Below are 24,202 nucleotides of genomic sequence, written 5' to 3'. Positions count from 1 at the left end.
ATAATAAAAAACCGCCTTCACAGAGAAGGCGGTTTTTTTTCGCATCAGGTAAAACGTTACGACGTTTTTTGATACTGGGCAATGAGGTCGGGGAGCGGATCCCATCCGCTGCTGTCGGCGTTTTTCACCGCTTCCAGGGCGCTAGCCACGGTATGGCGCTCCAGTACCGCTAACGACGCCTGCTCGGCCTCTTCGGAAATCGATTTAAAGTACCAGCAGGCGTTAGCGCTGACCACGCAGCGGGCCAGTACGTCAGGGCGCGACGCCCACAGTTTTTTATCTTCGATGACCGACAGGTAGATGTCGCGCAGGGTGATCTCTTCCGGCGGACGACCAAGATGAATGGAGCCGTTACGGCCAAGCGTTGAGACGATAATGCCGTCTCGCGTCAGCGGAACCATCAATTTGCGGATGAAGCTCGGGTTTGCTTCCAGACCGTAGGCCAGAATCGCGCTTGTCGAACGTTCACCCAATTGCTCCGCCATCGCTACGCTGAGAACCATCTGCAAAGCTGTCGGGAAGCGGTAATCTAACATTTCTCTGTCCTGGGTTGCGGTGAATCTTGTTCTTTTTGGCACCGCAGAGGTGAATAAGCAATAAACAACAATATAACAAATACGGTAATTATTTTGAAGCAATCTGCGGCATTTGCGATCAAACCCCCTGTTCTGCTTTAGCTAAACGTGCGGTTCGGGAAGTCAACCGTGACCAGGAGGCCACCTTCTGCAGATGAACCCAGATTTACGCTGCTGTTGTGTTGCTGCGCCACCGCTTTGACGATGGCAAGGCCCAGCCCGCTGCCGCTCTGCACCTGATTGGGATCGCGGAAAAAGCGGTCGAACACGCGCTCCTGCAGCTCATCCGGAATACCCGGGCCCGCATCGGAGACGCGCAGCTGAACGACGCGATCGCAGGCGCTCACGTCGACCTGAATCCGCCCGCCCTCGGGGCTGTACTTCACGGCGTTCTCAATGAGATTATCAATCAGCGACACCAGGCGTTCCCTGACGCCGTGGATCCAGACGTCATCCTCGGCAAAGAATTCCAGCTCAATTTTGCGCGCAGACGCTAGCGGTTCCAGCTCGGCCATTCGTTCCTGAATAAGCGTTGTCAGCGGCACGGGTTCCATCGCCGTATCAATGCGCGCTTCGCTGTGCATCATCAGCAGCAGCTGATTGACGAGGCGCGCGGCGCGGCTGTTGCTGCGAATCACGCCCGCAAGCAGCTCCTTCTGGCTCTCGCTGATGACCCAGGACTGCAGCGCCTCCACGTTGATGCGCATCGCCGCGAGGGGGGTACGCAGCTCGTGTGCAGCATCCGCGATGAAAATCCGCTCCCTTTCCGCGCTTTCACGCACCCGGGCAAGGAAGTCGTTGATCGCGTCCACCATCTGGCGAAGCTCCCGGTGCTTCGGTACGGCTCTTAAAGGGGAGAGGTCGTCCGGCGTGCGTAACGTAATTTCATTGACCACCTTATTCCATGGACGCATCGCAATGCGGATTGAGAGCCACGCGGGAAACAGCAGAAACGGGAAGCAGACCAGCAGCGGCAGGATGTAGTACCCGCGAGAGTTCAGATAGATAAAGAAGTTCCAGCCGCTGGCTGGCGTGAAGAGGGTGACCTCCACGTCAGAGTGAGGGGATTTAAGGGTGCGGCTGGTCCAGGTACGATTTTCACTCTGGACGTGCTCCAGTTCTCCGAACCGGGTGTTTGTTATCCCCGCAGGTGCACCGTCGGAGGCAAAAATAACGGCATTATTCTTGCGAACGATGAGGTTAATCGACAGCACGGGATCTTCCCCTCCGCCGTAACCTTCCCGCAGGGCCTGGCTAAAGGCTTCCAGCACGGCGGTACGATCCTGCGGACGTCCGTCCATACGCTCAGCCAGGGTAAAAACAGTTTCGTATGTTTTACTGCCCGTGAGGATGGGAGGGCTGCGCAGGTCCTCCCACAGAATGTAGGTTAGAAAAAGACACCACAGCAGGGTCAGCAGAAGCATCTGGGCGATGATAATTCGGCGCACCAGCGTCGGGCGCCTCAGGTGATACCAGACGTTTTGCATTAACCGCTCACCTTTTGAATGGAGACGGTATCAATGACGTACCCGACGCCCCGGACCGTTCGCACATAGCCGTCGCCGATTTTCCGCCGCAAATTTCCCATATGCACGTCGCGCGCGTTGCTGAGGTTCTCTTTGTTGCCGAATATCCTTTCTTCCAGAAACCTCCGGGTCAGCACGCGGTCCGCGCGCAGCATCAACGTTTCCAGCAGCGCGTATTCACTGGCCGTTAAATCGATATGGCGCGCACTCACCGTCACGCGGCGCGTTGGGACATGAAGGGATAGCCCGCGAATTTCTATCGCCTCATTTTCAAAACCGTAGCTGCGCCGCGCAAGGGCTCGCACTCGCGCCAGCAGCTCGGCGAGAATAAAAGGTTTGACGAGATAGTCGTCCGCGCCGGCATCCAGGCCGCACAGGCGATCCTGCAATGTCCCTCGCGCCGTCAGGATGATGACGGGGATCCCCTTGAGCTGCTGGCGCAAACGCGTCATCAGGCTCATGCCATCGCCGTCGGGCAGCCCCAGGTCGAGCAAAATAAGTTCCGGCACGCAGACGTCAAGCTGATGCAGCGCATCCTCTTTACGGCGAACCCATATGACGTCAAACCCTTGATCTGAGAGGGCGATACGTACGCCATTGCCGAGATCCAGGTCGTCTTCGATAAGTAGAATTTTCACATTGGTAACGGTATCAACCGTGAATGAAGAATTTCTTAAGAAAAAAACGGTAGCAGGAAATCTGTCCGGTTGACAGCGCCCGCGCGCGCTTCAGTCTTTCTTCATTTTCGGCTCATAAGAACCTTAGGGTCACGCTTCAAAATGGGCGCCCCGGCGTTTAACCGCCTGCATCGTCATCATTTGCATCCATAAGGACTTCCTTAATGAGAAATATCGAACTGCGTCATACGTTCCCTCATTTACTTTCGGGCCGCTGCCTGAAAACCCTCGTGCCGGGCGTCGTTCTGGCGTTACTGGCTACGCCTGTACTGGCGGAAGAACAACGCCAGGGTAACGTCTTAACCCTGGGAGGCGGCGTGGATGTGGGGCCGCGCTACTCGGGTTCAGAGAAAACCCGCGTCTCAGCGGCTCAGGTAGTGGATTATTCCATGGCAAATGGCTTCTTTATCGGCACCACGCGAGGGATCGGTTACGGTAACAATGTTGTCAACCTGGATTACAGCGCAGCGCTGAGCTATCGAACGGGCCGTAAAGATAAAGACGTGAGCAGCGATTCCATCAGCTCCGGCAGCGACGAGCTGCGGGGGATGGGTGAGATTAAAGGCTCGGCTATCGTGGTACCCGGGCTGGGGTACAAGGTGACCGACTGGCTGAATCTGCAGCTGCAGGCTGAGGTTCCGGTGTCTGAGAGAGAGAACGGAGAGGCAGTGCATTTCGGCTTGAGCAGCCCGCTCTATACCTCACCAACAAATGCGGTGACGCTGGCGCTGACCGGCAGTTGGGGATCCGACAAGTATATGCAGACGTATTACGGGGTCAGCGCCGCCCAGTCGGCCGCATCGGGCTTTGCCCGACATGACGCCGGGGCCGGGATTTATGCCTGGTCGATGAACCTTGACTGGACCCACAAGCTCACCTCGCGCTGGAGCGTGCTTGCCTCAGCGGGCGTGACGCAGCTGACGGGGGATGCGGGCGATAGCCCGATTGTGCATCGTAAAACGTCGCCGACGGGGAGTTTGAAGGTGACGTACAGTTTTTGAGCATGTGATAACGACGTATATAAGCCGCTCCGGTTAAGATGGCGGGGCGGTACTGCTGGGTGACGGGAAGAGTGATGGACTGTCTCAATCTCATGGTGTGTAACAACCTGCTATCTATGCCAAAATGATTCAACATTAGCGATTAACGAGACTTATTGATATTGACCATTGTATTTATTCCATCACTTGCTTTCATCACGGTATCCGGCACGGCCAACCCCGGTTAAGCCGCAGTATCTGAACTACGTTTAACATCAGTCAGAATAATAAAAGAGTTAACGTTTTATTAGATTCGCAACAGTGTCGGCCTCCGTCCGGAGCATTTGAAAACCAGAACCTCACTAAGAAATGTGCCAACATGACGCGAGTAATATCTCTGTCCGGAGAATAATGTGTTCGGAAAACTGTTGTTAAACTACATGCCCGGTTTACAAAATTTGTTAGCCTACGATAAAAGCTGGCTAAAGCATGATGTTAAAGCCGGGTTATCCGTTGCGGCCGTAGCGCTCCCTGTTGCGATTGCATACGCTGAGCTGGCGGGGGTGGGGGCAATTGTAGGACTCTATTCCTGCGTTTTACCGATGATAGCTTACGCACTGTTTGGCTCTTCACGCCAGCTTATTGTGGGCCCTGATGCCACAACCTGCGCGGTGATTGCGGCCGTCGTATTTCCGCTTTCTGCAGGAAACCCCGAACTGCACTGGCAGCTGACGATCATCATGACATTGATGATGGGCGGGTGGTGTTTGCTTGCCAGTAAATTTCGGCTGGGCGCGCTCGCCGATCTGCTTTCTCATCCCATTCTTACCGGTTTACTTAATGGCGTAGCCGTGACGATTATCGTCGGGCAATTAGGCAAGGTGTTGGGGATTAAGCTTGATGAAGCGCAGGTTATTGAAAAAATAATCGCCTTGCCAGGTCGACTTTCAGATAGCCATTTATTAACCGTAGGAATATCCCTTTTTACGTTAATTATTTTAATGGTGATCAAAACGTATCGCAGCCAGTGGCCAGCACCTTTAATCGCCATTGTAATAACAACGGCACTGGTATGGGTGACCTCTGCGCAACAGTACGGCATTGCCACGATTGGGGGAGAAGGCTTCCAGCCTGGTTTACCGGTCGTTCACTGGGGGGCGTTCCAGCCGGGGCCGATGCGTGATTTGGTGATCCCGGCGCTGAACCTGGCGTTGGTTAGTTTTGTCAGTCTGATGCTGACCGCCCGCAGTTTCGCCGCGAAAAATGGCTACGAAATTAATGCGGATGCAGAGTTCCGGGCTCTGGGTATTGCGAACATTATGTCGGGGTTATCTCAGGGGTTTGCTATCAGTGGAGCCGATTCCCGGACCGCGGTGAATGATTCAGTTGGTGGGAAAAGTCAGCTGGTTTCCGTGGTCGCCGCCTTAATCATCGGTATCGTCGTGCTGTTTTTCACTCAGCCATTACAATTCATTCCGGTATCTGCGTTAGGGATTGTTCTAATGTATGCATCGTGGTCATTGATTGATTTACGTGGGCTATGGAACCTTAGGCGCAGAAATAAACAGGCCTTTCGCCTGGCCTTCTTCACGTTTGGCTGTGTGTTAATTATCGGCGTTATCCAGGGGATCGGCCTTGCGGTGTTGCTTGGCCTGTTGCAGTTCCTTCGTACGGTATTTCGTCCCTCTGAGCACCTGCTGGGCACTGACGAAGAGGGAATGATTCACTCGTTAGGGAATACCACCGATATAAAAATGGTCCCGGGCGTGCTGATGTATCGATTTAACTCACCGTTGACCTATTTTAATGTGGCTTATTTTAAACGTCGGGTATTGAACCTGGTTGATGGGGCAGCCATACAGCCTAAATGGGTGGTCATTGATGCCGTTGCCTGCTTCACCTATTCAGACATCAGTGTCCTGGCAACCATTAATGAGTTAAAGCGCGATCTGAAAGGTCGACAGATTAAATTAATTCTTGCGGGCAGGAAAACGGAGTTAACACGCTGGTTTAAAGACAGTCGGCCAACAATGAATGATGATGACATGATTCTGGCGCCAGACCTCTACCTGGCACTTCGGTTCATTCAGAGCAAAGAGAGTGCGAGTGAGGGGGAATCAGTCGGTGATACATAACCAAATAGTGGTGAAAGGCTCGTAACGCATGCTACTGGCAGGCAGGGAACACTCACAATTTCTACCACCGAGGCTCAGCTACTGTTGGCCTGGACAGTGAGATGTTCCTTGCCTGCCTTACTTTCTTCTGCCATCTATCTCAGTAAAACCTGAATCAGCTGAACAAAGATATACACTGCCGCCGCCACTCGTATTGCCTGCCAAGCCCATCTGAGATAGCGCCATTCATAGCGTTCTCTGGCATTAGCCTCTGCTATAGCGGAGTCATAACGCTTTTTTTTCTTTCTCCTGACTTCGTCTATTACCCACAGGATGAGAATAAAGATAATGATGGTTTTCTGAAGTATGGGATTATCCACTAAAAATGACTCCGGCTTGCTCGCTGAAAAAGCAGAATAGAGGAACAGTCGTCACGTATCCACCACTAAATGTGGGGGTATGAATGAAATTTACCCTGATTCGATTTTGAGATGACCCTGCCCGTAGCCGGTTTCTCCGCTGTGAATGCGCAATCTCTGGTGCGACGTATCAGGCTGACGGCTATAAGCAAGGAGCGGGCCTTGAGTACCATTCATTTTCGCCAGAACAAAAATAGATAGGGTCGTGCCTACAAATAAATAAACTCATAACTCACAATGTAACTTCCAATATTATTCACACGGGCCGTTACCCACACCCCAGTCATTCCCTGCTTACGGTGGCTGTGCAGATATTCTTTGTTTGTACAAAGCTGAATCCATCTGTTGGTGTTCTGATCTTTTAACCAGAGACCCGCTTCACAATGGCCATGCTTACCTCTCGAAGGCCCCGGAAAGACAACCTCATATTCAGATTCATAGCCAATTATTTTGTCCGGGAAGAGATAGACATAAATATCATAACAATTTAAGCTCAATACAAACCCAAGGCAAAAGCCGCTAAAAAAAGCACTGGCAATATATTCTAATGTTTTGTTAAAAGTGCGCAGGTAAAAAGCGCGCATAACAAAAATTGTTCCAATCAAAACGCCAAGTGAAATATATGTCATCCATTCAGGGACGGATTTTTTTAATATAGTATTATGGGAGATGCCAGATGCCCATGACATATACCAGAGCCATCCACCTAAAACGCTGAATATCACGGCTGTAACAAGTAATTTCTTGCGTTTATCTTCGAAAGAATAATTTTTAGTCATGGTTTTGTTTTGTATGTATCAAACGAAAGTGTTGACCTTACCAGGAAAAGCTATTTTATATTATTAAATTCAATATGCCTCCTGTTTCGAGTTAAATTTTTTAAGCTTCCTCTTTTGACCGTAGCTTGCTCGCTACCCGCGAGCAAGCCACACCCCTTAGCGATACAGCGTCTTTTCCGCAACCGGAATAAGGAGCCCGGATCGCCAGTCCGCGAGCGTCAGCTGCGCAAGCTTACCCAGCGCGGTATAAAACGGATGGTTGGCGTTCTCGACAAACACCGTCAGGAAGCGGGTGCTCCACGGCAGCAGGTGCCACGCCAGAAGCTGAGCGCACTCCGCCTCGCGGCCGTTCTCGGCCAGCCATGCCGCCAGCAGCAGCAAAGTCCCGAAGTGATCTTCCGGTTCATTCTGCTGCATTTCAAATGCGATAGCGTTCTCCCGCATCCACTGGCGCAGCGCGAGGGTCGAGTCGCCGAACAGCACGGATTCTCGGTCCAGCCAGACGGAGCCCCACGGTGGCGCGGGCAGGGCGTAAGGGCCAATAAACAGTCGTTGCCAGGCGTCCGTCAGCGGCTCATCGGCAGACGCGGCAAAGGTGTCGGCTACGGGTCGCAGCGTTTCCGAAGGCAGAGGCCAGTCCTGTACCCATTCGCCTGCGGTGAGAGCCTGCACCAGCGGCGCGGCCTGCTCGCTGTCTGGTGCGAAATAAAACAGCGCACCCAGCACCCGGGCGCTGAACGCGAACGATTCACGATGTGAGACATCTTTCATTACATCTTCCTTGCTCGCGCGGAGGGTGTCCGCGCGACTGAGTTAACCGATAATACAAACCATAGAATAAACCACGGTCACGCCATTCACCCGTTACACCTTCTCGATCTGTACCAGATTGGTGTGCTGCGGGTTGCCTTTGGCCAGCGGTGACGGGCGGTGCGTGGTCAGGGTGTTGATGCATGAGCCGTGGTCGACACGATCGCCACTCATATTGGCGTCGTGCCAGGCCCCCTGGCCCATAGCGCTGACGCCGGGCATGATGCGCGGCGTCACTTTCGCTTCAATTCGTACCTCGCCGCGGTCGTTAAAGACGCGCACCGTATCGCCGTTCTTAATGCCGCGTTTTTCGGCATCGACGGGATTAAGCCAGACCTCCTGGCGGCAGGCGGCTTTCAGCACGTCCACGTTACCGTAGCTCGAGTGGGTACGGGCCTTAAAGTGGAAGCCAAACAGCTGCAGCGGGAACCGCGCGCGCTCGGGCGCGTCCCAGCCGTCGAAGGTTGACGCGTAGACGGGCAGCGGGCTGATGGTCTCATCTTTTTCCAGCTCCCAGGTGGCCGCAATCTTCGCCAGCTTGCTGGAGTAAATTTCAATCTTACCCGATGGGGTTTTCAGCGGATTGGCTTCCGGGTTTTCACGGAATTTTTTATAGGCCACAAAATGGCCGTTCGGATCTTTGCGCTTGTAAATGCCCATTTTTTTCAGCTCGTCATAGGACGGCAGTTGAGGGTCTTTTTCGAGCATTTTGGCATACAGATACTGCAGCCACTGTTCCTGCGTCCGTCCTTCGGTAAATTTCTGATGGATATCCGGCCCGAGGCGTTTCGCCACTTCGCTCATGATCCAGTAGATGGGCTTGCGTTCAAACTTCGGCGCGGTCACGGGCTGAAGGAATATCAGGTAGCCCATGTTGCCCGCATAATCGTTTGGAATGATGTCTTCCTGCTCGACGGTCATCAGGTCCGGCAACACGATATCGGCATACTTCGCTGACGACGTCATGAAGTTATCAATGACCACAATCATTTCGCACTTGCTTTCATCCTGCAGGATATCGTGGGTTTTATTGATATCGGAATGCTGGTTGATGAGGGTGTTGCCCGCGTAGTTCCAGATGAACTTAATCGGCACGTCCAGCTTATCCTTGCCGCGCACGCCGTCGCGCAGGGCGGTCATCTCCGGCCCACGGGCGATGGCGTCCGTCCAGCTGAAGCAGGAAATTTGCGTTTTGACCGGGTTATCCGGCAGCGGCATACGTTCGATGGTGATGGTGTAGGTGGACTCACGCGCGCCGCTGTTCCCGCCGTTGATCCCGACGTTTCCGGTGAGGATCGGTAGCATCGCGATAGCGCGGGAGGTCAGCTCGCCGTTCGCCTGACGCTGAGGTCCCCAGCCCTGGCAGATATAAGCCGGTTTAGCGGAGCCGATTTCCCGGGCAAGCTTAACGATGCGATCGGCGGGAATACCGGTGATGCGGGAGGCCCACTCCGGCGTTTTCGCCGTGTGGTCATCGCCCTGGCCGAGAATATACGCTTTGTAGTGACCGTTAGCGGGTGCGCCTTCCGGCAGCGTTTTTTCGTCATAGCCGACGCAGTATTTGTCGAGGAACGGCTGGTCGACCAGGTTTTCGTCGATTAATACCCAGGCAATACCCGCCACCAGCGCGGCATCGGTTCCCGGACGGATCGGGATCCATTCATCTTCGCGTCCAGCTGCCGTGTCGGTGTAGCGCGGGTCGATAACAATCATGCGCGCGTTGGACCGCTCGCGAGCCTGTTCCAGATAGTACGTAATCCCGCCGCCGCTCATGCGCGTTTCCGCCGGGTTATTGCCGAACATCACTACCAGTTTGGTGTTTTCGATGTCCGAGGTACTGTTGCCGTCGTTGCTGCCGTAGGTGTAGGGCATCGCGCAGGCAATTTGCGCCGTGCTGTAGGTGCCGTAGTGGCTCAGGAAGCCGCCGTAGCAGTTCATCAGGCGCGCCACCAGAGAAGCGTAAGGGGAGGAGCGGGTGATATTGCCCCCTACAATCCCGGAAGAGTAGTTGATATACACCGCTTCGTTGCCGTAGTTGGCCACCACGTCTTTCAGGCTGGCGGCGATCGTGTCGAGCGCTTCATCCCACGTGATGCGCTCGAACTTGCCTTCGCCGCGTTTGCCCACGCGCTTCATCGGGTAGTTCAGACGGTCAGGGTGATTGATGCGGCGACGAATAGAACGTCCGCGCAGGCAGGCGCGCACCTGGTGATCGCCATACACATCCTCGCCGGTGTTATCCGTTTCGACCCAGTACACTTCGTTGTCGCGGACGTGCAGACGCAGCGCACAGCGGCTGCCGCAGTTGACCGAGCAGGCGCCCCACACCACGGTATCTTCAGGAGGCTGGACGGCGTGCTTCACCGCAGCGGCAGCGCTTTTAAGGCCAAAGGGAAGCGAGATCCCACCAGCGGCAAGCGCCAGAGAACCTATCGCCGTAGATTTCACGAGAGTTCGACGGCTAATTCCGCCGTCGTAATGTTCAGCATCGGACATGGCTCACCCCATCATTATTATTGCGTATTATTTCTCCCGAAATGATATCCGGGCTAATGATGGGGTGAGTGTTACTTATTTGGGGGTATTAGATCTTAATCCTTATCAAATCAAAGGGAATTGACGCTCAATTACTGAGGTTCAGCTGCCGCACCGCTGCCTGTGCGGGTGTACAGAATTTTAAAGGTGTCGTTAGCGCAGTGGCCTACAACCTGCGTGCCCGGCTGATCGGCCTGGTCGTTCGGCACAATGTTCAGCGTAAAACCTGACTCAGGCACGCCGTTGTTGACGATCTTCTGCTGAATGTCGCTTTTCACGCGCTCGCAGGAATCCGGTGCCGCAAGCGCGGCCGTTGAGGCACTCATTAACAGCAGGGCGGTAATCCAGGGTAACCGTTTCATCTGTAGCTCCTTTTCTCTGTGTAGAGATTAATTTTAGCAGGCTTCGTGTAAACATCTGTATTTGCTAATATGATTGGGAATAATCTCCCTGTACGGAAATGAATGTGAAGAAATATGCAGCGATAACGCTCCTGGCAGCAACACTGGTGGGGTGCGACAACAGCTCCGCGCCGCTGTCGTTTACGCCCGAGATGGCGAGTTTTTCAAACGAATTTGATTTTGATCCGCTGCGCGGCCCGGTCAAAGACTTTACCCAGACGCTGTTCAACGAGAAGGGCGAAGTGTCCAAACGGGTCACCGGCACCGTCTCGACGGAAGGGTGTTTCGATACGCTGGAGCTACACGACCTGGAGGCCAACACCAGCGTGGCGCTGGTGTTGGATGCCAATTACTATCTTGATGCGGAAACCCAGCAGCGCAAAGTGAAGCTGCAGGGCAAATGCCAGCTGGCCGAACTGCCGTCAGCCGGGGTAACGTGGGATACCGACGACAACGGATTTGTGGTGGCGGCGCACGGTAAAGAGATGGAAGTGAAGTACCGCTACGATGCGGATGGCTATCCGCTGGGCAAAACCACCGTATCAGGGGATCAGCATCTGTCCGTCCAGTCGACGCCGTCGAAAGACCTGCGCAAAAGAATGGATTACTCGGCAGTCAGCATGTTGAATGACAAGCCGCTGGGCAACGTGACGCAGAGCTGCGACTACGATCGCCACAATAACCCGGTGAGCTGCGATCTGACCATCACGGACGACAGCGTCAAACCCGCCGTTGAGCACAAGTACACCATCAAGAACACGATTGAATATTACTGAGCGTAAAGTGCATTTTGTGCGTTTCGCCCGGCGGCGCTACGCTTGCACGGGCCTACAATGAAGCACCCTGTAGGCCGGGTAAGCACAGCGCCACCCGGCAAGAAAGGCAGCTCAATGGTTTATGACACGGTTTGTCATCAATCTTACTGCGCGGTAGGTTTCAGCAGGCTGGCGCCTGACGGTTTATGTCCGGCCAGGTGCTGATGCTGGAAAATGCACATGCGGATGGTGTTGCGGTATTCACCGTTGATAAAGAACTCGTGAATCAGCTCGCCTTCCATCATAAAGCCCAGCTTGCGATAGATATGGATCGCTTTTTCGTTCTCTTTGTCCACAATCAGGTAAAGCTTGTAGAGATTCAGAACGTTGAATCCGTAATCCATTGCCAGCCTGGCCGCGCGTGACGCAAGGCCTTTTCCCTGATGCTCAGGGGAGATGATGATCTGGAACTCCGCCCGACGGTGAACGTGGTTGATCTCAACCAGCTCCACCAGCCCGGCTTTTTCACCTTCACACTCCACCACAAAACGACGTTCACTCTGATCGTGAATGTGCTTATCGTAGAGATCGGACAGCTCGACAAAGGCCTCATAAGGCTCTTCGAACCAGTAGCGCATCACGCTGGCATTGTTGTCGAGCTGGTGGACAAAGCGCAGGTCTTCACGCTCCAGCGGACGGAGTTTAACGTCGCAGGGCGCCGACATTATGGGGCTACCGTGCGGCCAGTGCGGCGATCCAGGCAGCGCAGGGTGTTAGGCTCCCAGTAGGCATTGACGTTTGCACTTTGCTGACACTTATCGCGCGCGTCAAAAGCGACATCTTCTTTGTCCCACTCTTTTTCGGCACGTTTGTTGACCTTCTGGCGAAGGCTACGGGTGTCATTCCATTGTTCTTTGTCCATGGCGGCGTTCTGGCGGCTTTGCGCGCTGTCACCAGACTCAATAATGAGCTTGCTGGTTTCCGCTGTCGCAGAGGCGGCAAAGGCGAACGATGACAGCGCCAGCAGGGCTGTCAGACAAAGGCGTTTGCTTAATGTGGTCATAGCGTTTCCTTTTAAATGGGTGCAGATAATCAAGTTACCCCGTACAGATTCTACACTAAAGCGAAATGACGGCATACCCGCGGAGCGAGTATGGAAAAGTAAAGGGCATCATCAGGTATGATGGTTAAATAAATCCTCACCTGACGTGAAATATGCTTAAAACGACGCTGCTTTTTTTTGCGACTGCGCTGTGTGAAATCATCGGTTGCTTCCTGCCCTGGCTCTGGCTCAAAAAGGGTGGATCCGTATTGCTGCTCATTCCGGCAAGCGTTGCGCTGGCCCTGTTTGTCTGGCTGTTAACGCTGCATCCGGCGGCCAGCGGGCGCGTTTACGCGGCTTACGGCGGCGTCTATGTCTGCACGGCGCTGCTGTGGCTGCGCGTGGTGGACGGCGTCAAGCTCAGCGCATACGACTGGGCCGGGGCGCTGATTGCCCTGTGCGGTATGCTGATTATTGTGGCGGGATGGGGCCGCGCATGAGCCCCCGGTTTTGTGATCGTTAGCTTATTTTACGATCATTATACTTGTATGGTAGTAGTGTAGTTGCGTAAATTTCTGGCATCACAACGAACGATGTAAGGAAAGGAATTATGAAGATTGTCGCGGCTGACGTGTTTGTTACCTGCCCGGGGCGGAACTTTGTCACCCTTAAAATCACCACCGATGAGGGGATTGTCGGCCTCGGTGACGCTACGCTAAACGGACGCGAGCTCTCCGTGGCCTCATACCTGAAGGATCACCTTTGCCCCCAGCTCATTGGCCGCGATGCGCACCGCATCGAAGACATCTGGCAGTTCTTCTACAAAGGTGCTTACTGGCGTCGCGGTCCGGTTACCATGTCGGCCATCTCCGCCGTGGATATGGCGCTGTGGGATATCAAAGCCAAAGCGGCCAACATGCCGCTCTACCAGCTGCTGGGCGGCGCCTCCCGGGAAGGGGTGATGGTCTACTGTCACACCACCGGCCACACCATTGACGACGTACTGGAAGATTACGCCCGTCACAAAGAGATGGGCTTTAAGGCGATCCGCGTGCAGTGCGGCGTGCCGGGCATGAAAACCACCTACGGCATGGCCAAAGGGAAGGGGCTGGCCTACGAGCCTGCGACCAAAGGCGACTGGCCGGAAGAGCAGCTCTGGTCCACCGAAAAATACCTCGACTTCACGCCGAAGCTGTTCGACGCGGTGCGTAATAAATTCGGCTTCAATGAGCATCTTCTGCACGACATGCACCACCGCCTGACGCCCATCGAAGCGGCGCGCTTCGGCAAGAGCATTGAAGCGTTCCGCATGTTCTGGATGGAGGATCCCACCCCTGCGGAAAACCAGGCCTGCTTCCGCCTGATCCGCCAGCACACCGTCACGCCAATTGCGGTAGGCGAAGTGTTTAACAGCATCTGGGACTGCAAGCAGCTCATCGAAGAGCAGCTTATCGACTATATCCGCACCACCATTACCCACGCGGGCGGCATCACCGGGATGCGCCGCATCGCGGACTTCGCGTCGCTCTATCAGGTGCGCACCGGCTCGCACGGTCCGTCGGATCTGTCGCCCGTGTGCCATGCCGCGGCGCTGCATTTCGACCTGTGGGTGCCGAACTTCGGCGTGCAGGAATATATGGGCTACTCCGAACAGATGCTGGAGGTCTTCCCGCACAGCTGGCGCTTTGATAACGGCTATATGCATCCGGGAGACAAGCCGGGTCTGGGCATCGAGTTTGATGAAAAGCTGGCGGCGAAATACCCGTACGATCCGGCCTATCTGCCGGTGGCCCGTCTTGAAGACGGCACGCTGTGGAACTGGTAAGCGAGGAGCAAACGATGAAAAGCATAGTGATTCAACAGCCGAACGAACTGGTAATTGAAGAGCGTCAACTCCCGGTACCTGGCGCAGGTGACGTCCGCGTCAGTATCAAGCTTGCCGGGATCTGCGGGTCGGATAGCCACATCTACCGCGGCCATAACCCGTTTGCGAAGTATCCGCGCGTCATCGGCCATGAGTTTTTTGGCGTGATTGACGCCGTGGGCGAGGGCGTTGACAGCGCGCGCCTGGGCCAGCGCGTTTCGGTCGATCCGGTAATCAGCTGCGGGCACTGCTACCCGTGCTCCGTGGGAAAACCGAACGTCTGCACCTCGCTGGTGGTGCTGGGCGTTCACCGTGACGGCGGCTTTAGCGAATATGCGGTCGTGCCCGCACAAAACGCCTGGCCCATTCCGGATGACATTCCTGATAAGCACGCCGTCATGGTTGAGCCCTTCACCATCGCCGCCAACGTAACGGGGCAGGCGAAACCGACTGAACAGGACGTCGCGCTGATATATGGCGCCGGGCCGATGGGGCTGGTTACGGTTCAGGCCCTGAAAGGCGTCTATCAGGTGAAGCAGGTTATCGTGGTTGATCGCATAGACGAGCGTCTGGCGATGGCCCGGCGCAGCGGCGCGGATTGGGTCTTTAATAATGACGAGCAGTCGCTGCAGGCCGCGCTGGAGGAAAAAGGCATCAAACCGACGTTGATCATTGATGCCGCCTGCCATCCCTCCATTTTGCAGGAAGCGATAACCCTGGCCTCGCCGGCGGCGCGCATCGTGCTGATGGGGTTCTCCAGCGAGCCGAGCCAGATTGTTCAGCAGGGCATCACCGGCAAAGAGCTGGCGATCTTCTCCTCGCGCCTGAACGCCAACAAATTCCCGGTCGTTATCGACTGGCTGAAGAGGGGGCTGATCGACCCGGAAAAACTGGTCACCCATACCTTTGACTATCGCCACGTTAAAGACGCTATTGAACTGTTTGAGAAAGACCAGCGGCAGTGCTGCAAAGTTTTGCTCACGTTCGGCCAATAATCATTTACGCGGTTAAGCGCCTGCGCAGACAGGCGCTATGTGGTACGCATCTTACCTTTCAGAGATAGCCATTATGACGCAAGTACAACCTCAAAGAACCACATCCGATCTGGTGAAAGCCGCCGTTTCCGGCTGGCTGGGCACCGCCCTGGAATTTATGGACTTCCAGCTTTACTCGCTGGGCGCCGCTCTGGTCTTCCATGAGATCTTCTTCCCGGAACAGTCCGCCGCGATGGCGCTGATCCTCGCGATGGGCACCTACGGCGCAGGCTATATTGCGCGCATCGTCGGCGCCTTTATCTTCGGCAGAATGGGCGACAGCATTGGTCGTAAGAAGGTGCTGTTCATTACCATCACCATGATGGGGATCTGCACCACGCTGATTGGCGTCCTGCCGACCTACGCGCAGATCGGGATTTTTGCCCCCGTGCTGCTGGTGACGCTGCGCATTATTCAGGGCCTCGGTGCCGGGGCCGAGATCTCCGGGGCCGGAACTATGCTGGCGGAGTACGCGCCGAAAGGTAAACGCGGCATCATCTCCTCGCTGGTGGCGATGGGGACTAACTGCGGGACGCTGAGCGCAACGGCGATCTGGGCCATCATGTTCTTTGCCCTCGATCGTGAACAGCTGCTCGCCTGGGGCTGGCGCGTGCCGTTCCTCGCCAGCGTCGTGGTGATGATCTTCGCCATCTGGCTGCGTATGAACCTCAAGGAGAGCCCGGTCTTTGAGAAAGTGAACGATGTGCAAGCCGCGCAGCCGGACACCTCACTGGGTTCCATGGTGAAAAGCAAATCCTTCTGGCTGGCGACCGGCCTGCGTTTCGGCCAGGCGGGCAACTCGGGGCTCATCCAGACCTTCCTCGCGGGCTATCTGGTCCAGACGCTGCTGTTCGATAAGGCCATCCCGACCGATGCGCTGATGATCAGCTCCATTCTCGGGTTTATCTCCATCCCGCTGCTGGGCTGGCTTTCCGATAAAGTGGGGCGCCGTCTGCCGTACATTATCCTCAATATCTCCGCCATTATTCTGGCCTATCCGATGCTGTCGATCATCGTCGATAAGAGCTATGCGCCGGGGACGATCATGCTCTGCATCATCGTTATCCATAACTTCGCCGTGCTGGGGCTGTTTGCGCTGGAAAATATCACCATGGCGGAGATGTTTGGCTCGCGAAATCGCTTTACCCGTATGGCGATCTCCAAAGAGGCGGGCGGTCTCGTAGCGGTGGGCTTTGGTCCGGTACTGGCAGGGATCTTCTGCAATATGACCGGCTCCTGGTGGCCGATTGTCGCCATGCTGGTGGCCTATTCCGTGATTGGACTGATCTCGGCGATCCTGATGCCGGAATTGCGCGACCGTGATTTAAGCGCGGCGCAAGACGCAGCCGAGTCTGCGCCGAAAGAGACGGTCGGTTACGGTGCCGTCTCCTCGCGACGCTGATGGTTTATAACTTGCGTTACCTGTCACACAACTTTGATTTTGTGTCACACCACATGAACAAAAGTTAATATAAATCAAAAACTCAAACGGCAGTATCAGTATGGTTGATGGCAGTTCACTTTTTTTACTCCAGCTACCATTCTAGTTGGTGTAGTCAGCAGGCGCTGCCGCTTCAGCATGGGCGGCAGCGATCCACAGCTTTCTAATTAACGAGTCTTAATCATGGAAAATACCTTATTACAGGCCAACGCGACGCTGCCACAGTACGATCGCGACAGCCTTAAAGCACGCATCGTTCATTTAGGCTTTGGCGCGTTTCACCGTGCGCATCAGGCAGTGTACGCCGACATCCTCGCAGCGGAACACGGTAGCGACTGGGGATACTGTGAGGTTAACCTGATTGGCGGCGAACAGCAGATTGCCGATCTGAACGCGCAGGATAATCTCTATACCGTGGCGGAAATGTCTGCCGATGCGTGGACCTCCCGCGTGGTTGGCGTGGTAAAAAAGGCGCTGCATGCGGAGGTTGACGGGCTGGAGACCGTCCTGGCCGCGATGTGCGAACCGCAGGTGGCGATTGTGTCGCTGACCATCACCGAGAAAGGGTACTGCCATTCCCCGGCGACCGGGCAACTGATGCTCGATCACCCTTTTATCGTCGCAGACCTGCAAAACCCGCACCAGCCGAAATCTGCGCCGGGTGTGGTCGTGGAAGCGCTCGCGCGGCGTAAGGCGGCGGGCCTGCCGGCGTTTAGCGTGCTGTCCTGCGACAACATGCCGGAGAACGGTCACGTGATGCGCAATGTCACCTGCGCGTACGCCCGTGCGGTAGACGGTGAACTGGCGGACTGGATCGAATCCCACGTTACCTTCCCGTCAACGATGGTGGATCGCATCGTGCCTGCGGTCACCCCCGACACGCTGGATAGAATTGAACAGCTTACCGGCGTGCGCGATCCGGCGGCGGTGGCCTGTGAACCGTTCCGTCAGTGGGTGATCGAAGATAACTTTGTGGCCGGCCGTCCAGCGTGGGAAAAAGCCGGAGCCGAGCTGGTGTCAGATGTTATCCCGTTTGAAGAGATGAAGCTGCGCATGCTTAACGGCAGCCACTCATTCCTGGCGTACCTGGGCTATCTGGCGGGCTATCAGCATATTAACGACTGTATGGAAGATGAAAACTACCGCGTCGCCGCGCACGCGCTGATGCTTAACGAGCAGGCGCCTACGCTGAAGGTCAAAGGCGTCGATTTAGGACGCTATGCCGATCTCCTGATTGCCCGCTACAGCAACCCGGCCCTGCGCCATCGGACCTGGCAAATTGCGATGGACGGCAGCCAGAAGCTTCCGCAGCGCATGCTGGATTCCGTGCGCTGGCACCTGGTGCATCAGAAGCCTTTCCCGCTGCTGGCGCTGGGTGTGGCAGGGTGGATGCGCTATGTCGGCGGCGTGGATGAGCAGGGTAACGCAATTGACGTGAGCGATCCGCAGCTGGAAGTGATTCAGGCGGCGGTTAAAGGCAGTGCGGAAGGGGAAAGCCGGGTCAGGGCGCTGCTCGGCATCGAGGCCATCTTCGGCAAAGAATTACCGCGTGAATCCGTCTTTGTTGATGCGGTGATGAAGGCGTACCAGACGCTGCTGCAAAAGGGCGCGAAAGCGACCGTGGCGCAGTACGTATCTCAAGGGTAATTCAGCACATGCCGCCGTTCTCGGCGGCATGTCTGCGCACCGTTTAGTGCATACCCAGGCGAATCAGCTCAATCGGTTCGAACTTACCTTCGCATCCTTCCACTTCAACCGTTTTGCTGCGGCGCACCTGCGCGGCATCCAGCCCGTCGCTGTGGATCGCTTTAATCACGCCAGTTTTGCCTGTGCCGCTAATCATGACGCGGCTGCCGGTGGTGATTGCATTGCGGTTACGGTCGTATGTCATCATGGTATTTTCTCCTCTCTAACCTGTTCGTTACGGCGTTATTTCAGGGTTGCCGTTCACGGGGCATATAAATACGCCTGTCTGCATCAGATGTTTTTGTTTTTGATCAAACTCACACTTTTTTCTTTATTGCCTCGGTCGCTGACCGTTCACGACAGCAATTTACAAAGCAGACCGTTATTTTCATTACCTGATAGTTTCATCAGGGAAGCGTTGAGGGTTGGTTTATATTCCCGATGCCATTCTGGATACAGGAAATAACCCTTTCATCGGAATAAGGAGCCAGGCTTATGTATAAGAAGATTTTGATGCCTGTTGATGTATTTGAAATGGATTTGAGTGACAAAGCGGTTCGCCACGCGGCTAACCTCGCGAAGGCCGAGGGCGCGTCGATTACCCTGGTCAATATTCTGCCGACCAGCAGCCGATCCCTGCTGCGCGGTTTTAACGCCGATATTAAAAAGTTCGAAGAATATATGACTGAGGAATCCGGGAAGAAAATGAACGCCTTAAAACGACTGTTCGATATCTCGCCGGAGAAAATTGACTGTCTGGTTCGCTTTGGCAACGTCCGCGATGAAATTATCAAACTGAGCAAGGAAGGGGAATATGACGCGATCGTCATCGGGTCGAAAAACCCGGGCATCACCACCCATCTGCTGGGATCAAATGCGGAATCTATCCTGCGCTACGCCACCATTCCGGTGTTAGTCGTTCGCTAAACCCATCGCCGCACCCGAAAGGGCGCGGCGAAATATTATTCTTCGCTAAACCACTCGCTATTTTCCTGACGAATCAGCTGCACGGATTCGCTAATTTCCTGCAGATGAAGCGTCATCGCTTTTTCCACGCCGTCCGGGTCGCGTTTTTCCAGCGCGCTGAAAATATCATGATGCTGTCGGAGCAGCATTTCCGGCGGAGAGACGTGATCGAGACTCATATAACGCACGCGGTCGATGGTGGCCTTGATGTTTTCGATGGTGTCCCAGGCCAGCTGGCAATCTGCAATCTGCGCCAGCTTCTGGTGGAATTCATCATCAAGCTGGAAGAAATCATTCAACTGCTTACGGTCAATCGCAATCCGCTGCTGATGCAGGTTTTGCTCCAGCAGGTAACACTGCTTGTCGTTGATGAGCGTTGCGGCACGCCGCGCCACCGCGCATTCAATGGCCTGGCGAACAAAACAGCCGTTGCGCACCTGAGAGAGTGAAATTTTGTTCACGTAGCTGCCGCGCTGCGGGCGGATTTGAATCAGACCGTTTTCCGCAAGCTTAATAAACGCTTCACGCACCGGCTGACGGGAAACGTCAAAACGCACGGACACCTCTTTTTCAGAAAGCGGCGTTCCCGGTGGGATCAGGCAATGGACAATATCACGTCGCAAAATGCGATAGATTTGCTGGTTTACGGGCTGGGTGGGATTGAGTTGCGATTCAGCGGCCATGAGTTGTCATTTCTCAGAGAGTTAGCCTAAACATACTACCATTCTTTTATAACCCGAAACAGACCCGGCCCGCAGGCCGGGAAGGGCAGCGTTAGCCACGATGGACGCTAAGCCCGGCAAAACTCTGGCTGACCGGCATCATTTCTACGGTATTGATGTTGACGTGTTTTGGCAGCGTCGCCACCCACCAGACCGTTTCGGTGACATCTTCCGGCGTCAGGGCGTTAGCGTTTTCGTAGGTCTTGTCCGCTTTCGCGTCGTCGCCCTTGAAACGCACGTTGGAAAACTCGGTGCCGCCCACCAGGCCCGGCTCGATGTCGGTGACGCGAATGGCGGTGCCGTGCAGATCGGTACGCAGGTTAAGGCTGAACTGGCGCACAAACGCTTTTGTTGCGCCGTAGACGTTGCCGCCTGCATAAGGCCAGCTTCCGGCGGTGGAGCCGATATTGATAATGTGGCCGCGATTGCGCTCAACCATGCCCGGCAGCACCGCGCGGGTCATATAGACCAGCCCTTTGTTGTTGGTGTCGATCATGTTTTCCCAGTCTTCCACGCTGGCTTTGTGTGCCGGCTCCATGCCCAGCGCCAGACCGGCATTGTTGACCAGCACGTCGATGGCGCGCCACTCGGCGGGCAGGTTGGCAATCATCTCTTCAATCGCCGCGCGGTTACGCACGTCCAGCTGCGCGGTCAGGATGCTGTCGCCTAATTCGTCCTTCAGCTCCTGCAGACGTTCCTGACGGCGGCCCGTTGCAATAACCTTGTGCCCGTTGGCGACGAAGCGACGCGTGATGCTTTCACCAAAACCTGCCGTTGCCCCGGTAACTAAAATAATCATCTCACTGTTCCTCAACGCTTTTTGTGTTTAACTAACATAGCACGGCCGCAGAGGGTGCGTTAAGGCAACATTTGTATGACAGCGTTGCAGGGGATGGCGGCCTGGCCTACTCTGGGAGGATACCCGTACTCAGGAGTGAAAGATGACGGCCACGAATCCCTTTTTTGACATCAGCCTGCTGCCTTACCAGGCCCCCCATTTTGATCAGATCAACGACAGCCACTATCGTCCGGCCTTCGATGAAGCCCTTCGTCAGAAGCGTGCGGACATTGACGCGATTGTCTCTCAGGCCGCTGCGCCTGACTTCACGAACACCGTGCTGGCGCTGGAGAAGAGCGGCGCCATGCTCTCGCGTGTCAGCAGCGTGTTCTTCGCCATGACTTCCGCGCACACCAATCCGTATTTACAGGAGCTGGAAGAACAGTTCTCCACCGAGCTTGCCGCGCTGGCAAACGATATCTGGCTGAATGACGCGCTGTTCGCCCGCGTGGAGAGCGTCTGGCAGGACCGTGCCGCGCTGGACGCCGAATGCCGTCGTCTGGTCGAGGAGTTGTATCAGCGGTTTATTCTGGCCGGCGCGCGTCTGAATGAGACAGAAAAGGCCGAGCTGAAGGCGCTGAATACCGAGGCGGCCTCCCTGACCAGCCAGTTTAACCAGCGTCTGCTGGCTGCCGATAAGACCGGTGGGCTGGTGGTGGATTATGCGCACCAGCTTGACGGGCTCAGCGCAACGGAGATCGCTGACGCGGCGCAGGCTGCCGCGGAGCGAGGGCTAAACGATCGCTGGCTGATCCCGCTTTTGAACACCACCCAGCAGCCCGCGCTTTCCGCGCTGCGCAATCGTCAGACCCGCGAAAACCTCTTCAACGCAGGCTGGACGCGTACCCAGAAAGGGGACGAAAACGACACCCGCGCGCTGATCCTTCGTCTGACGGCGCTGCGCGCGCGGCAGGCCCGTCTGCTGGGCTTTGAGGATTACGCTAGCTGGAGCATCGCTGACCAGATGGCGAAAACCCCGGCCGCCGCGCTGGAATTTATGCGCGGCATTGTGCCTGCCGCCCGCGCCCGCGCGGAACGCGAACAGGCCGATATTCAGAAAGTCATCGACGACGAGCAGGGCGGTTTCACCGTGGAGGCCTGGGACTAGGCCTTTTATGCGGAGCGCGTGCGCCAGGCAAAATATGCCCTCGATGAGTCGCAGATCAGGCCCTACTTTGCGCTCAATACCGTGCTACAGGATGGCGTATTCTGGGCTGCCAGCCAGCTGTTTGGCATTCGCTTCGTCGAACGCTTCGATATCCCGGTATATCACCCGGACGTCCGCGTATGGGAAATTTTCGACCACACCGGCGAGGGCATGGCGCTGTTTTACGGTGACTTCTTTGCCCGTGATTCCAAACAGGGCGGGGCATGGATGGGGAATTTCGTCGAGCAATCCTTCGAGTTTGCTGCCCGTCCGGTGATCTACAACGTCTGTAACTACCAGAAACCGGCGAATGGCGGTATCGCGCTTCTCTCCTGGGATGACGTAATAACCCTGTTCCACGAGTTTGGCCATACGCTGCACGGTCTCTTTGCCAGCCAGCGTTTCGCCACCCTTTCCGGCACCAATACGCCGCGTGATTTCGTTGAGTTCCCGTCGCAAATCAACGAGCACTGGGCCAGCCATCCTCAGGTGTTTACCCACTATGCGCGCCATTACGAAACCGGCGAACCGATGCCGGACGCGCTGCGGGAAAGCATGCTAAACGCGACCCATTTCAACAAGGGTTATGACATGACCGAACTGCTGGGTGCCGCGCTGCTGGACATGAACTGGCACGGCATCAGCGAGGCCGTTTTGAGCGTGGAGGATTTTGAAGCGGCAGCGTTGAAGAAAGAAGGGCTGGATCTGCCTGCCGTTCCGCCGCGCTACCGCAGCAGCTATTTTGCCCATATCTTCGGCGGCGGCTATGCGGCAGGGTACTACGCCTACCTGTGGACGCAAATGCTGGCCGACGACGGCTATCAGTGGTTTGTCGAGCAGGGCGGGTTGACTCGCGAAAATGGACAGAAATTCCGCGAGGCCATTTTGTCCCGCGGGAATAGTACTGATTTAGCTGAACTTTACCGCAACTGGCGCGGGCACGATCCGAAGATTGAGCCGATGCTGGATAACCGCGGATTGAGCGAATAGAGTCAATGCCGTATGAAAAAAAACCGGGCTTTACGCCCGGTTTTTTATACGCCTGTAACCGTTACAGCATAAAAACTAAGATTATGTTCTTTATAAATAAAACCGGCGAGGTTAAAGGTCACTCCCTCCGGGAGAAGTATTTAACCGAATTCAGGCTGTAAGAGAGCTAATAATTTGATCTGGATTGTAAAAATCAAATGTTCTTTAAGCTTAAGGGTTTTAACTATAAATTTTTATTATTCTTTGCCGATAAATAAAGGTGGCATAAAAATTGACGTATTAGCAGTATAAGAAGGCGAATGATGACCCTACCTCTGAACAATCCCGGTTTTACGGATGCCGAGCCTTCTAAGGGGCTGATAAATAAAACCTTTACCTATATAGTGACATTGTTGATAAGTATTTTCATTGCGGCAATAATTTCCCTGCTATTAATAAAAAATAATGTTAATAAAATCAGCGATAAGCACGATGAATTTTTGTTAAGGAAAGCCCTGGATTCCCGCCAGGAAAGCATGCGAAGTCACTTGAAAGATAATGCTGAATGGGGAGATGCCTACAAACATCTTCATTTGAACACTGACGTTCACTGGGCATGGGATAAGCAGAACCTGGGTAAGTCCCTGTATGACAACTTTGGCTACGAAGGGGTGTTTATTCTCTCCGCGGAAGGAACCACGCGATACAGCGTGCTTGACGGGAAACTGAAGCTTCAGGATCTCGGGCGCTGGTTAGATAAATCAACCAAGGAGCGATTACTCCGTGAGGTGAGCGTTAAGGAAGGTGCGAATAAGTCCGAGATGTGAGATCATCGTGTTGTAACCTGAACCCAGAATGAGTAACCGGATGAGCCAGCAACTGACTTTTGCCGACAGTGAGTTTTCCAGTAAACGCCGCCAGA

The 24,202-nt window shown here is 55.0% G+C and carries 23 protein-coding genes and 1 pseudogene; 11 read left to right on the top strand and 13 right to left on the bottom strand.

The features are described 5' to 3' along the window. Positions 1–56: 56 nt before the first annotated feature. The 3 genes from ACOTXT_RS07190 to ACOTXT_RS07180 form a co-directional block, all read right to left on the bottom strand. Positions 57–536: an RrF2 family transcriptional regulator gene (locus ACOTXT_RS07190; protein ID WP_421625297.1), complete on the bottom strand. Its 480-nt coding sequence runs from the start codon at positions 534–536 to the stop codon at positions 57–59. A gap of 137 nt (positions 537–673) precedes the next feature. Continuing rightward, positions 674–2,062, bottom strand: a complete 1,389-nt coding sequence (locus ACOTXT_RS07185) for a sensor histidine kinase (RefSeq protein WP_055322179.1) — start codon at positions 2,060–2,062, stop codon at positions 674–676. Next, positions 2,062–2,739 carry a response regulator gene (locus ACOTXT_RS07180; protein ID WP_055322178.1) on the bottom strand — a complete coding sequence of 226 codons (678 nt, stop codon included), beginning with the start codon at positions 2,737–2,739 and terminating at the stop codon, positions 2,062–2,064. Before ACOTXT_RS07180 ends, ACOTXT_RS07185 begins: the two co-directional genes overlap by 1 nt. A gap of 203 nt (positions 2,740–2,942) precedes the next feature. Between ACOTXT_RS07180 and ACOTXT_RS07175 the strand changes: the two genes are divergently transcribed. Together ACOTXT_RS07175 and ACOTXT_RS07170 are read left to right on the top strand one after the other, a co-directional pair. Then, positions 2,943–3,779 carry a MipA/OmpV family protein gene (locus ACOTXT_RS07175; RefSeq protein WP_055322177.1) on the top strand — a complete coding sequence of 279 codons (837 nt, stop codon included), beginning with the start codon at positions 2,943–2,945 and terminating at the stop codon, positions 3,777–3,779. Positions 3,780–4,171: 392 nt separating this feature from the next. Further along, a complete protein-coding gene (locus ACOTXT_RS07170; RefSeq protein ID WP_023327341.1) occupies positions 4,172–5,893 on the top strand; it encodes a SulP family inorganic anion transporter in 1,722 nt (573 codons plus the stop codon). Between the two features lie 134 nt (positions 5,894–6,027). Here the strand turns inward: ACOTXT_RS07170 and ACOTXT_RS07165 are convergent, their stop codons facing one another. From ACOTXT_RS07165 to ACOTXT_RS07145, 5 genes are all read right to left on the bottom strand, one after another. Then, positions 6,028–6,252, bottom strand: coding sequence for a hypothetical protein (locus ACOTXT_RS07165; RefSeq protein ID WP_021241216.1), 225 nt, complete (start codon positions 6,250–6,252; stop codon positions 6,028–6,030). A gap of 248 nt (positions 6,253–6,500) precedes the next feature. After that, entirely contained in the window at positions 6,501–7,070 is a 570-nt protein-coding gene (locus tag ACOTXT_RS07160; RefSeq protein ID WP_021241217.1) for a hypothetical protein, read from the bottom strand. Positions 7,071–7,226: 156 nt separating this feature from the next. After that, a complete protein-coding gene (dmsD, locus tag ACOTXT_RS07155) occupies positions 7,227–7,841 on the bottom strand; it encodes a Tat proofreading chaperone DmsD (RefSeq protein WP_023327344.1) in 615 nt (204 codons plus the stop codon). Between the two features lie 93 nt (positions 7,842–7,934). Beyond that, positions 7,935–10,376 (bottom strand): selenate/tellurate reductase subunit YnfE, encoded by a 2,442-nt coding sequence (gene ynfE / locus ACOTXT_RS07150; RefSeq protein WP_023344030.1) that lies wholly within the window; start codon positions 10,374–10,376, stop codon positions 7,935–7,937. A gap of 131 nt (positions 10,377–10,507) precedes the next feature. Beyond that, positions 10,508–10,777: a DUF1161 domain-containing protein gene (locus tag ACOTXT_RS07145; protein WP_021241220.1), complete on the bottom strand. Its 270-nt coding sequence runs from the start codon at positions 10,775–10,777 to the stop codon at positions 10,508–10,510. Positions 10,778–10,875: 98 nt separating this feature from the next. Here ACOTXT_RS07145 and ACOTXT_RS07140 point away from each other — a divergent pair, with 98 nt between their 5' ends. Beyond that, positions 10,876–11,592 (top strand): YnfC family lipoprotein, encoded by a 717-nt coding sequence (locus tag ACOTXT_RS07140; RefSeq protein WP_008502416.1) that lies wholly within the window; start codon positions 10,876–10,878, stop codon positions 11,590–11,592. Between the two features lie 143 nt (positions 11,593–11,735). Here the strand turns inward: ACOTXT_RS07140 and speG are convergent, their stop codons facing one another. Both speG and ACOTXT_RS07130 read right to left on the bottom strand, forming a co-directional pair. Further along, complete coding sequence (gene speG / locus ACOTXT_RS07135; protein ID WP_025911414.1) at positions 11,736–12,296, bottom strand: spermidine N1-acetyltransferase; 561 nt, start codon at positions 12,294–12,296, stop codon at positions 11,736–11,738. Continuing rightward, positions 12,296–12,634 (bottom strand): DUF1283 family protein, encoded by a 339-nt coding sequence (locus ACOTXT_RS07130; RefSeq protein ID WP_008502414.1) that lies wholly within the window; start codon positions 12,632–12,634, stop codon positions 12,296–12,298. The genes speG and ACOTXT_RS07130 overlap by 1 nt, the downstream gene beginning before the upstream one ends. A 152-nt stretch (positions 12,635–12,786) precedes the next feature. Here ACOTXT_RS07130 and ACOTXT_RS07125 point away from each other — a divergent pair, with 152 nt between their 5' ends. From ACOTXT_RS07125 to ACOTXT_RS07105, 5 genes are all read left to right on the top strand, one after another. After that, positions 12,787–13,113: a YnfA family protein gene (locus ACOTXT_RS07125; protein ID WP_021241222.1), complete on the top strand. Its 327-nt coding sequence runs from the start codon at positions 12,787–12,789 to the stop codon at positions 13,111–13,113. A 110-nt stretch (positions 13,114–13,223) separates the two neighbouring features. After that, entirely contained in the window at positions 13,224–14,438 is a 1,215-nt protein-coding gene (gene rspA / locus ACOTXT_RS07120) for a starvation-sensing protein RspA (protein WP_039025374.1), read from the top strand. A 14-nt stretch (positions 14,439–14,452) separates the two neighbouring features. Beyond that, positions 14,453–15,472 (top strand): Zn-dependent oxidoreductase, encoded by a 1,020-nt coding sequence (locus ACOTXT_RS07115; protein ID WP_333164820.1) that lies wholly within the window; start codon positions 14,453–14,455, stop codon positions 15,470–15,472. Positions 15,473–15,545: 73 nt separating this feature from the next. Beyond that, positions 15,546–16,913: an MFS transporter gene (locus ACOTXT_RS07110; protein WP_055322174.1), complete on the top strand. Its 1,368-nt coding sequence runs from the start codon at positions 15,546–15,548 to the stop codon at positions 16,911–16,913. 222 nt (positions 16,914–17,135) lie between these two features. Further along, entirely contained in the window at positions 17,136–18,599 is a 1,464-nt protein-coding gene (locus ACOTXT_RS07105; RefSeq protein WP_055322173.1) for a mannitol dehydrogenase family protein, read from the top strand. Between the two features lie 43 nt (positions 18,600–18,642). Here the strand turns inward: ACOTXT_RS07105 and ydfZ are convergent, their stop codons facing one another. After that, a complete protein-coding gene (gene ydfZ, locus ACOTXT_RS07100) occupies positions 18,643–18,846 on the bottom strand; it encodes a putative selenium delivery protein YdfZ (protein ID WP_014883679.1) in 204 nt (67 codons plus the stop codon). 287 nt (positions 18,847–19,133) lie between these two features. Here ydfZ and ACOTXT_RS07095 point away from each other — a divergent pair, with 287 nt between their 5' ends. Further along, complete coding sequence (locus ACOTXT_RS07095; RefSeq protein WP_008502406.1) at positions 19,134–19,565, top strand: universal stress protein; 432 nt, start codon at positions 19,134–19,136, stop codon at positions 19,563–19,565. 35 nt (positions 19,566–19,600) lie between these two features. On the opposite strand, the gene ACOTXT_RS07090 is transcribed toward ACOTXT_RS07095, so the two are convergent. Together ACOTXT_RS07090 and ydfG are read right to left on the bottom strand one after the other, a co-directional pair. After that, positions 19,601–20,287: a GntR family transcriptional regulator gene (locus ACOTXT_RS07090; RefSeq protein ID WP_008502405.1), complete on the bottom strand. Its 687-nt coding sequence runs from the start codon at positions 20,285–20,287 to the stop codon at positions 19,601–19,603. 91 nt (positions 20,288–20,378) lie between these two features. Then, on the bottom strand, positions 20,379–21,125 hold the full coding sequence (ydfG, locus tag ACOTXT_RS07085; RefSeq protein ID WP_023292548.1) for a bifunctional NADP-dependent 3-hydroxy acid dehydrogenase/3-hydroxypropionate dehydrogenase YdfG: 747 nt from the start codon (positions 21,123–21,125) through the stop codon (positions 20,379–20,381). A gap of 142 nt (positions 21,126–21,267) precedes the next feature. Here ydfG and dcp point away from each other — a divergent pair. Beyond that, positions 21,268–23,301 (top strand): annotated as a pseudogene (dcp, locus tag ACOTXT_RS07080) (peptidyl-dipeptidase Dcp). Positions 23,302–23,600: 299 nt separating this feature from the next. Next, complete coding sequence (locus ACOTXT_RS07075; protein ID WP_421625296.1) at positions 23,601–24,107, top strand: CHASE4 domain-containing protein; 507 nt, start codon at positions 23,601–23,603, stop codon at positions 24,105–24,107. Positions 24,108–24,202: the final 95 nt, after the last annotated feature.

It is taken from the genome of Enterobacter cloacae complex sp. IR5422 (assembly GCF_049238165.1).
GTDB classification, from domain to species: domain Bacteria; phylum Pseudomonadota; class Gammaproteobacteria; order Enterobacterales; family Enterobacteriaceae; genus Enterobacter; species Enterobacter roggenkampii.
This window is presented reverse-complemented; position numbering and strand designations above follow the sequence as displayed.